This is a genomic window from Chryseobacterium culicis (genome assembly GCF_002979755.1).
GTDB classification, from domain to species: Bacteria; Bacteroidota; Bacteroidia; order Flavobacteriales; family Weeksellaceae; genus Chryseobacterium; species Chryseobacterium culicis_A.
This window is the reverse complement of the sequence record NZ_PCPP01000005.1, coordinates 74,999-88,672: the sequence shown is the minus strand read 5'-3', so window position 1 is coordinate 88,672 and position 13,674 is coordinate 74,999. Positions and strand designations below refer to the sequence as shown.

Here is a 13,674-nt window from a genome sequence, read left to right as displayed (position 1 = left end):
TTAGATAAAATTAGCCGTTTTATTAAATATATCTCTTTTTTAGAGTTATTTCTTTATTCCCATCTCGTATAATGCAAATGATATAAGATCCGCATTTTCACTAATCACCTGATCTGTAGATCTTCCGGCACCGTGTCCTGCATTCTTTTCAATTCTCAGAAGAATAGGATTTTTACATGCCTGTTTTTCCTGAAGCTCTGCACCAAATTTAAATGAGTGTGCCGGAACTACTCTGTCATCATGATCACTGGTAATAATCATTGTTGACGGATAGCAGGTTCCTGCTTTTACATTGTGTACAGGAGAATAGGATTTAAGATATTCAAACATTTCTTTACTGTCTTCTGCTGTACCATAGTCGTAAGACCAGCCTGCTCCAGCCGTAAATTTATTATATCTCAACATATCCAAAACTCCTACTCCCGGAAATGCTACTCTAGCCAGATCAGGACGCATTGTCATTGTGGCTCCCACCAATAATCCTCCGTTTGATCTTCCTGACAGTGCCATATATTCTTTTGAAGTATAGCCTTTGTTTTGAAGGTATTCTCCGGCAGCAATAAAGTCTTCAAAAACATTTTTCTTCTGTTGTTTTGTTCCTGCATCATGCCATTTTTTACCATATTCGCCACCACCACGGATGTTTGGAACAGCGTAAATACCTCCATTTTCCATCCAGATTGCATTTACTACAGAGAACGAAGGCTGTAAGCTGATGTTGAAACCTCCGTAAGAATATAGAATAGTAGGGTTTTTACCGTCAAGTTTAGTTCCTTTCTTATAATTGATCATCATAGGAACTTTTGTACCGTCTTTTGAAGTATAGAATACCTGTTCTGAAACGTAATCCTCCGGATTAAACTTCACTTTAGGTTTTTGATACACGTCAGATTTTCCTGAGTCTACATTGAATTTGTAGGTAGTTCCCGGTGTAATATAGTTACTGAAAGAGAAATACACATCTTTCTCTTTTTCTTTCCCTCCGAATCCTGAAATATTTCCTTTTCCGGGAAGTGTAATTTCTCTGATCAGTTTTCCTGTTTTATCAAACTGTTTTACCTGATCTATGGCATCAATCATATAGGTTGCAAAGAAATATCCTCCCCCTGAAGAAATTCCTAATACGTTTTCCGTTTGTGGAATTAGATCTTTCCATGTTGCAGGAGCCGGGTTAGCGATAGTTGTTTTCACAAGACGCATATTCGGGGCATCTTTATCTGTAAAAATGAAAAGATCATCACCCTGTGTATCTACGATGCTGGCATTAATGTCAAACCCATTCACAATTTGCACAAAGTCACCTCCTTTTTTAAGGTCTTTTATGTACAATTCATTACCATTTGTAGCATTAGCTGCAGAGATAATAAGGTATCTCTGATCTTGAGAAACGCCTGCACTTAAGTATCTTCTTGGGGTTTTATCACCTCCGAAAATCAATTTATCTTCAGATTGTTTTGTTCCCAGTTTATGAAAGTATACTTTATGTTTATCTGTCATTCCCGAAAGTACGGTACCTTCTTTAGGTTTGTCGTAGCTGGAATAATAGAATCCTTCATCTCCCTGCCATGAAATTCCGCTGAATTTTACATCCAGTAAAGTTTCATCAATCTGCTTTTTGGTAATTGCATCAATGATAATAATCTTATTCCAGTCGCTTCCTCCTTCAGAGATAGAATAAGCAGCAAGGTTTCCTTTTTTGTTGAATGACAGGTTGGAAAGTGAAGTAGTTCCTTTTTCTGAAAATTTATTAGGATCTAAAAATACTTCTGTAACATTGGTCTTATTGTTTGTTCTATACAAAACAGACTGAGCCTGCAATCCATCGTTTTTAGAATAATAGGTGTAATCTCCTTCTTTGAAAGGCGCTGAAATTTTTTCATAGTTCCAGATATCCTTCAGCTGGCTTTTGATTTTATCCCTGAACGGAATTTTAGATAGATAATTCTGACTGTAAGCGACTTCTTCATCTACCCATTTTTTTGTAGGTTCAGAATCATTTTCCAGATCTCTGAATGGATCGGAAACAGCGCTTCCGAAATAGGAATCTGTCTGGCTTCCTTTTAGTGCTTTAGGATAAATCATTTTCTGAGAATAAAAAGATGCTGAAAACAACACTCCAGCAGTTAACAATATAGGTTTAAAATTCATACTGATCGGTTTTTCTCAAAAATACGCAAAGTATGTGAAATAAAAAAAGTCCCTTTACATTGGGACTTTTTTTATTTATTATAGGATATTTCAACTATTCATTGGCACCGAAGCTTTCAAAATAGAAATCGGTAAGGTTGCTAACAATCTCATCCGGACTTCCATTCCAATAGTATATTTTATCTCCTTCTTTCAATTCATATAAAGTAAAGTTTTGATCTGTTGTTACCGTTTTATCGGCATTTTTAAAATCCTGAACTGCCTGAATTAAATATTTTTTCAGATCCTCAGTTTTTATTTTATTCAGATCTCCTTTTGGACCAGAAGTCAGTTTGGAAGGAACCAGGAAGCTTACAGCATAACTTATTTCTGCAATTTTTTGCCCTTCAACGTATTCATTAGGAACCACTTTCACTTCTTTGACGTTAAGTTTTCCGGTTTTAAAGTTCCCAAACATCGCCGTGAAATAATCTTGTGCTTCTTTTTTACATGCTGCAGCTGTTCCTTTAGGAAAAGCTGAAAGAAAATTCTCTACACTGCCATTGATCATTTCCTGTGAAGTTTCTTTAAAATTCACCTGATAAGCAACTTGTCCGTCTACTGTAGGCTTTAAATACTCATTAAGCTTACCCAATGCTGCTTCATCATTGTTCACGAAAGTACCAAAGAAGAGCTCAAAGGCTTCTTTAGGTTTCTTTACTTCAGTTTGAGCGATAAGCTGCTGCCCCATCATCGTAAGCAACAACAATAAAATAATTTTGTAGGTTTTCATAGTGTATATTTTGTTTTATTATTTGGCAAAACAAAGCCCCTGAAAAGTCAGAGGCTTTATTTTTATGTATTGATAATTTTAGTAATTTTCTTCTTCCCCCTTCATTTTCTCTGCATTTTCCGCCATGATTACTGCATCAATCATTTCAGAAATATCTCCATTCATGTAAGCATCAAGGTTGTACATAGACTTGTTGATTCTGTGGTCTGTAACTCTTCCTTGTGGGTAATTGTACGTTTTAATTTTTGCAGAACGGTCTCCTGTAGACACCATAGATTTACGTTGTGCTGCAATATCTCCCTGTACTTTCTGTAATTCGATATCGTATAATTTTGTTCTTAGCATTTCCATTGCCAGCTCACGGTTAGCCAGCTGAGAACGAGCTTGTTGACAAACCACTACCATCCCGGAAGGTTTGTGTGTAAGCTGAACTTTAGTTTCAACCTTGTTTACGTTCTGACCTCCGGCACCTCCTGAACGAGAAGTCTGCATTTCAATATCAGCAGGGTTCAATTCAAAATCTACTTCTTCAGCTTCCGGTAAAACAGCAATTGTAATGGCAGAAGTGTGTACTCTTCCCTGAGATTCTGTTTCAGGTACACGCTGCACACGGTGAACTCCGGATTCAAATTTCATGATTCCGTAAACTCCTTCTCCCTCCACTTTCATGATCAATTCCTTGTATCCTTTTGCAGCTTCGTTGGAATCTGTTACTTCATGTCTCCATCCTTTTGTTTTAAAATACATGGTATACATTCTGTACACGTCCTCTACGAAAATAGCGGCTTCATCACCTCCAGTTCCGGCACGTAATTCTACGATAACGTTTTTGTCATCAGCAGGATCTTTAGGGATCAGTAATACTTTCAGCTCTTCTTCCAATCCTGGAATTTTAGCCTGAGCTTCCAGCTTTTCTTCTTTAGCAAGATCTACCAAATCTCTGTCTGAACCGTCTGCAATAATTTCTTCAGATTCTGCAATACTATCCAGCGCACTTTTATACTGATCGTAAACTCTTACAATTTTTCCCAAATCACTATATTCTTTGTTCAAAGAAGAATATCTTTTTTGGTCTGAAATGACATCAGGCTGTATAATAAGGTCTGCAACCTCATTATATCTTTGTTTTATAGCTTCTAATTTTGGAATTAATGATTTAGACATTGTAGAAATTTTGTGGGTGCAAAGATAAGGATTATTAATTCAAAATTAAAATTCCGAATCATCATAAATTTTTGAGCATTAGGGATAAAGGGCGCAAAATGAAGAAAATTCCCAATTTCCCAGTTGTTTATCCGTCTTTCGGCATCACCAAAACGTACTTTAATATCTTTTAGAAAGCCTTCTGTCAATCAGATATAAAACAATTCCCACTGCAATAATCCCCAATCCTATCAAGCTTTCTTTAGGATTATGAATGAAAGTAAAATAAAGAATATAGATGCTGAACAACAGAAAAACTACCGGAAAAATATGAAAAGCATTAGATTTAAAGATTTTTCTGTCTTTTTTCTTAAGAAAGAACACGGTAGAAATTGCCAGGCTGGCAAAAAGCTGTAAAATAAAAGCTGTATAGACAAAGATCTCTTTAAAACTTCCTGTCAGAATAATAACAGAGGCAATCACTGCATGAGCAAAAATGGCTCTTACCGGAATTCCTTTTTTATTCCCTTCGGATAAGGGTTTCCAAATATAGGTATGTTTTGCAAAAGCCTGTGTTAACCTCGAACCTACCCACAAATATCCGCTAATTGTTGCTATCAATTGCAGGGCAATAAAAACATTGACAATCTTTCCAAAAGCAGGTCCCAACATATTGACAGCAGCTTCTCCCATCACATCTTCTTTTCCTGCCAACTGGCTCACAGGAGCATGTTTCAGCATAATATAATTCACCAGAATATAGCTTACCGTCACGAAAACAGTTCCTATAATAAGAGATTTAGGAAGGTTTTTCTGAACATCTTTTATTTCTCCTGCGATATAAGAAGCTGAATTCCAGCCCGTATAGGAATAGGTAACAAACACAAGTGATGTAGCAAAGGCAGGAAGCATCATCTCATGCTGCCAGCTGTCACTGAAATTGAGACTGTTCCCAATCTGCGGTGAACCTGAAATTCCTACTCCAAGAATGACCAGGACAATAATGAACGCAATCTTAATGAATGTAAAAAAGTTATGAAATCTACTGGATGTTTTCAGGCTAAATGATAATGCAATGGCAACCAGAAATATTGCGGCAATGGCAAACCCATTTCCAAAAGAATAATCGAATACGGAAAGGTATTTTGACATTGCCAATGCTGCCAGTGCAACCGGAGAAGAAAATCCGATGATAAGTGAAATCCAGCTTATCAGATATCCGAATATCGGATGATAGGTTTCTTTGAGGTAAATAAAATCGCCTCCGTTTCCTTTAAAATATGAACCTAATTCAGCATAGCAAAAAGCCCCGAACAAGGCGAGAATTCCTCCAATACTCCAAAGCAGGAAAATGCTGTAGGTATTGGTAATATCGGACAACTGAAATCCCAGGGTTGTAAAAATCCCGGTTCCGATCATATTGGAAACGACGATAGCGGCGGCTGTTTTCCAGCCAATCTGATGTGAAGCAGTACTCATTTAATGATTAAAAGTTAAAATTAAGTCTTCCAAAGAAATAATTTCCCAGTGTTCCCATTTGAACCGGCGCATATTTGAATACTCCATAATATGAATTTTCATAGATCTGGCGATCCGGGAAAACATCAAATACATTATTGGCTCCTACTGTAAAATTGATATTTTTTGTGATGTCATACCCTACACTGATGTCCGTTACGACTTTCGGAGAGAATTCCTGAACGCCTCCAAATGGATAACCATCTCTTATTACTTTACCAAAATAGGTATTTCTTACGAGAAAATTGAACTTTCCTATTCCATAATTCAAGCCTAATGAAGCTTTTGTTTTTGGAGACAGGGTTTCAATGATGTTGATCTGATCCGGGCCAAAGAATTCATTTTGAGGAGTTCCTAAGTTTTCCGGAAAATGAAAGTCTGTGATTTTTGTTTCTGTATAGTTTCCGGCAAGATTAATATTTAAATTTCCGCTTCCAAGAATCCAGTCATAAGAAACAACTACATCTACTCCTTTTGTTTCAGTATCGATGGCATTTGTAAAGAATCTTCCGCTTTCTACGTTAAACTGATCCAGTCTGGGATCGGTAATATTGCTGGTAATTACAATCCTGTCTTTTACTTTTATCCAGTATCCGTCTACCGAAATATAGAGTTTGTTTAAAGGTCTCAGGGTAAATCCAGCGCTTGCATTGACAGACGTTTCCTGTTTAAGCTTATCAAACCCAAGAATTCTGGCTGCTTCGCTATCATTTCGAAAAATCCCTTTGGTTACAATTCCTGAACCGGAAGTAGAAATATCGGCATAAGAGTTATTAAAATACTGTTGTTGAAGGGAAGGAGCTCTAAAACCTGTTCCCACAGCTGCTCTAATTGCATAATTTTTTACAAATTCATATCGCACTGCTAATTTCCCATTCAGGGTATTTCCAAAATCTGAATAATTTTCAAATCTGGCAGCAGCGTCAATATTCAGTTTTTTATCCAGATCATAGGAAACATCTGCATATACTGCCGTGGAATGTCTGTCTTTTTTCACTGCATTGTTTGGAGAGAATCCGATAAAAGATTGAGATCCGCCCGCTCCAAGCACTGTTGATCCTTCAGTGGCAACATTTCCGTTGGTGTCATATTGGGTATAAGAAGCTTCATCACCGGGTTTGATCTGGTATTGTTCCAATCTGAACTCTCCCCCGAATCCGATATTGAAACGGTTTATCTTTTTGGAAACATCAAGATTAATTGTGTTTTGAAGAAAGCTGTGTGCTCCAGCATAAAAACGGGTTGGTGAATTTGCTCCTAGAGATGCATTATTGGTATTGCTAACATTGTAATTGAATGTATTGCTTCCGAATGTATTGCTAAGGTCAAAAAACCAATCATTAACATTATATTTTGCTCCTACAGCATAGGAGACATCATACACTTGTGATCCGAGATTTGCCTGAAATCCGTTCGGATAAATGGATGAAACCACATTAGACGTTTCGCTTGGAAGTCTTCTGAAACCAAACCCTTTTCCTTCTTTGATGCTGAAGCCTCCAAAAGAATAGATTTTAAATTGATCATTAAAAGGGTATTCTGCATTGAAAAACAACTGTCCCTGTCTGATCTGTGCATCTCCGATCTGAAAATTAAAATCGTCACGGGTTAATCCTCGTTCTTTAATCTTTGCATCATCTGCTGCTCTTGCCGCTTCCGGATCATCAGCAAATGCATAGGCAAAATTATTTCCAAAAATATCCAGATCATGATTTTGAGTTCGTGTTGTTTTTCCTCTATGGCTTAATTGTAGGGAAAGGTTGATATAACCCTCTTTTTTTCCTAATGAAGTCCCATAATTGGCTCCTGCCTGATAAGTATCCCCATCATTTCTTCCAGTCAATCCATACGTAAGACTTGCTGAGGCTCCCGTATTTTTTTTAAGAATAATATTGATCACTCCTGCAATGGCATCAGAACCGTATTGTGCTGCAGCTCCATCTCTTAACACTTCTATTCTATCAATCGCAATGACAGGAATTGTACTTAAATCTGTTCCTACAGATCCGTTTCCAACAGTATTCTGATAATTAACTAAAGAGGTAGAATGTCTTCTTTTTCCGTTAAGTAAAACCAGGATCTGATCTGACCCCATTCCTCTTAAGGTTACAGGATCAATATGCTCTGTCCCATCAGAAGCAGACTGTCTCACGGCATTAAACGATGGAATCACATAGTTCAGGAGATCCTGAGCCGTCATTTGTGGAGAACTTCTTTGTATTTTGTCAATATTAATAACATCTACAGGAACTGGTGTTTCCAGTTTTGTTCTTTTGACATTTCGGTTTCCGACAATGATGATATCTTCTATTTCTTTGCCTTTCTCCTCATTCTCCTGAGCAGCGACTAACATTGCCCCAAGCAATAATACAGCTGTGCTTAATTTTTTCATTTTTGTTCTTGCCAATTAATAATACGAGTCTGACGGATCTTTCCGCAGATACACAAGACTTCAAGAAATGGAATTCATATAGAATATTGACTTCACTTATCTCCCCCTCCGGGTTGGAATTAGCACCTTTACACTTCTGGAATCGTGCAGGTTGCTAAGGTTTCACCGGGCCAAATCCCTCCACCTTTCTTGATAAATCTACTGCAAAAGTAGACTATTTTTTTAAATATACAAAAAAGCAGATCTGCTGTACTGCAAATCTGCCTTTCATTATTTTATAGAACTTGTTTACACTTTTATTTTTGAAACATTAAGATGATATTAAGGTGATAAGAGTATTAAGATAAGCTTCGCTTTAAGCTTAAAAATCAGAATAATTCATCTTAACTACCCTTTATTTCTTAAATCCTTCTTAATGGTTTTACTATATTCAACATTTTTGATAAGTTAAACAACTTTATAATTTGTTTTTATTTGATCATCATCTTTTGAATGGCAATTCCGGTGTCCGATTTCAGCTGTACCAGATAGGTTCCCGGTGGATAACTGATTTTCGTTTCATGAGTACCGTTTTCTTTATCTAGCTTGAAAGAGTCCAGCTTTTTACCCGTCATATCAAAAATTAAAATTTCTCCGTTTTTTGCTTTATTGAAAATGAATCGAGCGATTCCGTTTTGTATCGGATTGTCTCCAACCTGAAGGGACAATTTGTTTCCTGCATTGATATCCATTGTTGACAAAGCACCTGCATAGTTTCCAAATATTCTGAATTCTCCAGGCTGTAAAGTAATCGGAGTTGTTGTAGAAGCCACATTCGAAATACTATCATCCATCAGATTCTGCCATTGACCTGTGTAAGGGAAATAAGGCACCACATTTTGGGAAGAAGTAGTATAATTAGCCAATACTACTATATTTTTTATTCCAGTTGTAATTGCTGCATCATACACATAAATTCTCGTGATCAGCCCATTGGGATCATTCGTAAGGTTATTGGATTCTATACTGTACGTTTTAGATTTAAAAACCTGATGGGTATTTCTGATATTGATGATTTTAGCCCATGTATCATAAACTGCTTTTCTGTTTGCATTGGTATCATATCCTAATGTAAATGCAACAGGTTTCTCATCTGTTCTGCATCCGCTGTCGATAGTTCCGTTAGCACATCTGTTGATGCTGAATTCATATCCCAATTCTCCAAACTGCCAGATCATTTTCGGACCGGGAATGGTAAAGAACGTGGCACCGAAAGTTTTCATCCTTTCAAGAGCTGTATTCAGGTTTTTAACATCATAGCTCCCATTAGTGGAGCCATAGGCAAGGTTTTTAAACATCAGCCTTTCTTCATCATGGCTTTCTCCATATCCTACAGCACTCATATTGGTAAAACCATGAAGACTGTGATTCATACGGTCATAATTGCTGTTTTCCTGATACCCCATTGTATTCTGGTTGTAAGGCTCTGTCTGCTTATTCCAAAGCATAACGCCTTTTCCTTCTACTATCCTGTAGTTTGCCCATTGCTGTTCCTCTGCATCAGTTCCCAGATGTTCAAAAATCATGTAAGAATTCGGGTCTATAGCCCACTGTCTGTCAGCATAATGCTTCATGATATCCACTCTATCCTGTTGATAAGCATTGGTACAGGCTTCATCATTTTCAGAGCAGCTTTGGGTAAAACCTTTTGTTAAATCCCAACGGAATCCGTCTATGTGATATTCAGTCAGCCATTGCTGAAGGCATCTTTCAACGTAATATTGCGTTGAAGGACTTGTATGGTTAAAATCATTAAATACATTGTACGAATGTTTCGGAACCTGATTAAAATAAGGGTTGTCTGGCGCAACATTTCCATAGCCGTCACCATCAGGATCTACATTCCACAGCCTTACCAAAGGTGAACGTCCTGTAGCGTGATTAAACGCAACATCAAGAATAACAGCAATTCCGTTCTGATGGCACAGATCTACAAATTCTTTGAATTTTTCAGGAGTTCCATAAGCTTTGTCCAATGCATAATGGAAGGAAGTATTGTATCCCCACGAAAGGTTTCCGTCAAATTCCATGATCGGAAGTAGTTCTATAGCATTGATTTTTAGATTTTTTAAATAAGAAATTTTATTAATCAATGACTGCCAGTTCTTTTCCTGTGTAAAATCTCTCAATAATAATTCATACACCACCAGATCTTGTTTCGCGGGTCTCTGAAAATTGGTAACCTGCCAGTTATAGGCTGTCTGCCCTGTTTTAAATGTTGACACTTCAAAACCCTGTCCGGCAGGAAATGCAGGTAAGTTTGGATAGGTAGAAGCCGAAATCCACGGATCATCATAAGAAGATAATATTTGTGGTGAATAAGGATCTGCTATTTTTCTCAAATCATTGGTCCTGTATTGGAAAGTGTAGAGCTGTTGAGGGGTAATCCCGTTGAGTTCAATCCAATAAAGATCCGGGTTTGTGGTGTCTCTTTTCATTAAATAAGAATCATTCACTGTCCAGTTATTGAAACTTCCGATGACATGCACAAAGTTTTTACCCGGCGCATATAAAGCAAGTCCCACTTTGGTCTGATCTGTCGGATGATAATTGATTCCCTGCTTAATCCAGTTAGGGATTGCTTCAGAAACTACATTTCTCGGAACCTGTAGGATGAACGTTGCGGTTTTAGAATTAGATCCCTGAGTAGCTATAAGTTCCATACTGGCATCCTGAGAAACAGTATAACTATAAGAATAGGATTGTGAAGGCGTTGTTGTTGAATTTACAACCGTTCCGTTGGCTTTTAACTGAAATGTAGCATTACCATTAGAGGCAGCCGTAATATTGATAGAATTCCCAACGGGAACAGAAGTTAAACTGTTGGCCAGCGGATGGGTAAGACTTAAGCTTAAAGTACCTACGTTCACAAAAATATCCGGTGAGGTCTGATGTGATCCTGTTTTATCTTTTAATAAAAATCCAAACCTGCCTATTCCTGTTCTTCCGAAAAAGGCTGTTGGAGTCAAAGTAAGCGAGTAACTATCTGTAGCTGCATTATAATTCAGTTTATTTACATCACTGGAATTGTTCCAGCTGCCATTGGTAGGACAATCCTGACTGTTCTGATAATTCGTGTCAAAAGACCAGGACCAGATATAGATGGCATTATTGGAAACACCCCACGCAGATTCGTCAATCTGATCTCCCTGAACTGTAAGTGTTACAGCATCTGTCTCATCGAATGGGTTGGGGGTAATGGTATAATTGATCTGCCCAAAAACAAACAATGTAATCAGCAGAAAACCAACGGAATAAAACTTTTTCATTTCTTATTTTTTTATCGAATATAGCATAAATTTTTCTTCATAACGACTATTTTTGTCCAGTCTTCATCAAATATTTCAATTTTCCGGGAAAAAATAAATAAAAAAAAGGCTCATGAAAATTTCATGAGCCTCCCAATAAAAGTAATTGTAATGAACTAATTTTTTGACGAAAATCGATGTTCTTGAAATTCGTTTAATCTTTTATAATCTTTTTCGAAATGGATTGTCCATTCTTAAGTTTTAATTCTACGATGTATAATCCTGAAGGAAGTTCAGTCATGTTAATCTGATTATCTGAAAACTGTACATTCATTCTTTGTCCTACAGCATTTACTACATTTATTTTTTCAATTCCGGAATCAGATTTAACCGTAAGAATTCCTTTTGTAGGATTAGGATACATTCCTATTACTGCATTTTTCAGTGTAGTTTCTGAAGTACCCAAAGAAGTTGTGGGCTTGATACATCTTACCGATGATCCCTGTCCTCTCATAGATCCTGCTGACGGATTGGCAATTGTTGATCCGATATACAGATATTTTGCTCCCAGACTTGATGTATCAGAGCTCCAGAAATAACCTCTTTGTCCTACAAAAGTAAAGTTACCATCACTGGAGCTTCTGTATCCTCCAGCCGGTAATTTAAGATTGCTGCTATAGGCCGTTGCCGGATTGGCAATACCTTCTGCTCCTACTAAAGCAGTCCAGTCCGCCTGAGAAGGCATTTTCCAATCTGCACCTATTGCTTTACAAGGATCTACTCCAGCCGATGCATTAACATCTGCCGCTGATACTCCTGTCCATGTATCTCCACTTGAAAAACCAGCCCACCATGCTGGAGATCCGGCAATATAACCTCCTCCCGTGGTACTTGTTCCTTCTGGTGTATTGGGCGATGGAGCCTGTACAACCTGAGAATTTCTAAGCTGGTGACCATCATCCCATCTTCCCCATTGGAAAAGATCTCCATAGGCGTTCGCATCGGCTACTGAAGAAGCTACCTGCGTACTTCCAAGATTCTGTTGAAGCCATATTTTTCCGTCAGCGCCTCTTACTGTAGAATACGCTACCTGTTGACCGCGATACATAAAACTTACACAGCCTACGTCACCTACATTTGCTCCTGGATCTGTATTACTGCACGTTTGAGGATTTAATGTTAATGAAATTCTTTTAACTTTTGTGGTGTTGTCAGAATAAGCCAGAACAAGGTAGTTGTGTGCTTTATCTATTGCAAGATCATTGTATTTTGCTTCATCATCGGAAACGAAGTCACCTCCAAATGAAACCCAGTTTTGTGAATCATCTAATTTATAAACGGTATTTCTCAGGAAATTGTCATTTTCAAAACGGCTGGCAACCACATAAGGTTTCCCAGATTCTGTTACAGCTAAAGCAACATGTTGTACCCTTCCTTCGGAAAAGTTAGCATTTCCAACCTGCACCCATGAATTCCCATCAAATTTTTTGACATTTACCTTTTTTCCTCCTCCTGAGTTTGAAACATAGGCTACATAAATAGTATTGGATCCATCTAAAGCAATATCAGCATTATACTGTTCTCCTGAAGAAGAAGCGTCTGCCGCAGCTCCGCCTACTAAACTCCAGTTTTGTGTTGAGTTGGCACCAGTACTGTTTTGATATACTTTCAAACCTCCGGAAACATTACAGGTATACACCATATTATTGGTTCCGATGACCATTTCAGCAAATTCAGCTCCTCCTGAAAAGCCTGCATTCCCTACTTGTTCCCAAGCTCCTCCAAAGTATCTTTTAACAGTTCCTGAGCCATAAGATCCATAAGTAAATATGATATTATCAGCTGATACTGCGGAAGCCTGATAATTAACAGAGCTATCCGTAGCGTTGGGAAGCTGAGACCATAAAGATCCTGTAAACAAGCGTACTTCCATTCCGGAACCTGGATAACCAAGCTGGTTGGTATAATAAATACTATTCCCGTTTGGACTTATTGACAGTGAGTTGTAAGTTGCTGTTCCTGTAGTAATTCCAGGGCTTCCCCCTAAGTAAGCCCATGAGGTTCCGTTAAATTTCTGAACAGAGCCTTTAGCTACTGAAACATCATAATATGACAGATAATAATTTCCCTGATTATCAATAACCAAATTATTAAAACTGCTTCCTCCTGCAGATACATCCTGAGCTCCTCCTACATTTTCCCATTGTTGGGCATACATATAGCTTCCAGCAAGGGTTAGCAGCGCTAATCCCGTTCTGATTTTCTTTATTGCAAAATGTAAATCTTTAAACATATGAAATATTATTTTTAATTATTCTAAATTTAATTTAATTTTGCGCAAAAGTACCTCACATAATTAACCCCGAGTTATCATTTTCGAACTTTTGGTTATCCTGCGAAGGACTTTTCCCTTA

At 37.6% G+C, this 13,674-nt stretch carries 7 protein-coding genes and 1 riboswitch; all 7 genes read right to left on the bottom strand.

Annotated elements, in window-relative coordinates:
- Positions 1 to 45: 45 nt before the first annotated feature.
- Positions 46 to 2,148, bottom strand: a complete 2,103-nt coding sequence (locus CQ022_RS20135; RefSeq protein WP_105684078.1) for a prolyl oligopeptidase family serine peptidase — start codon at positions 2,146 to 2,148, stop codon at positions 46 to 48.
- A 94-nt stretch (positions 2,149 to 2,242) separates the two neighbouring features.
- Positions 2,243 to 2,920 (bottom strand): hypothetical protein, encoded by a 678-nt coding sequence (locus CQ022_RS20130; protein ID WP_105684077.1) that lies wholly within the window; start codon positions 2,918 to 2,920, stop codon positions 2,243 to 2,245.
- Positions 2,921 to 2,998: 78 nt separating this feature from the next.
- Complete coding sequence (gene prfA / locus CQ022_RS20125; protein WP_105684076.1) at positions 2,999 to 4,084, bottom strand: peptide chain release factor 1; 1,086 nt, start codon at positions 4,082 to 4,084, stop codon at positions 2,999 to 3,001.
- Positions 4,085 to 4,243: 159 nt separating this feature from the next.
- Positions 4,244 to 5,542 (bottom strand): APC family permease, encoded by a 1,299-nt coding sequence (locus CQ022_RS20115; RefSeq protein ID WP_105684074.1) that lies wholly within the window; start codon positions 5,540 to 5,542, stop codon positions 4,244 to 4,246.
- 7 nt (positions 5,543 to 5,549) lie between these two features.
- Positions 5,550 to 7,973, bottom strand: coding sequence for a TonB-dependent receptor plug domain-containing protein (locus CQ022_RS20110; RefSeq protein ID WP_105684218.1), 2,424 nt, complete (start codon positions 7,971 to 7,973; stop codon positions 5,550 to 5,552).
- Between the two features lie 93 nt (positions 7,974 to 8,066).
- A riboswitch (SAM riboswitch) is annotated at positions 8,067 to 8,172 on the bottom strand.
- A gap of 271 nt (positions 8,173 to 8,443) precedes the next feature.
- Positions 8,444 to 11,281, bottom strand: a complete 2,838-nt coding sequence (locus tag CQ022_RS20105) for an alpha-amylase family glycosyl hydrolase (RefSeq protein WP_105684073.1) — start codon at positions 11,279 to 11,281, stop codon at positions 8,444 to 8,446.
- 193 nt (positions 11,282 to 11,474) lie between these two features.
- Positions 11,475 to 13,553 (bottom strand): T9SS type A sorting domain-containing protein, encoded by a 2,079-nt coding sequence (locus CQ022_RS20100; RefSeq protein ID WP_105684072.1) that lies wholly within the window; start codon positions 13,551 to 13,553, stop codon positions 11,475 to 11,477.
- Positions 13,554 to 13,674 lie beyond the last annotated feature (121 nt).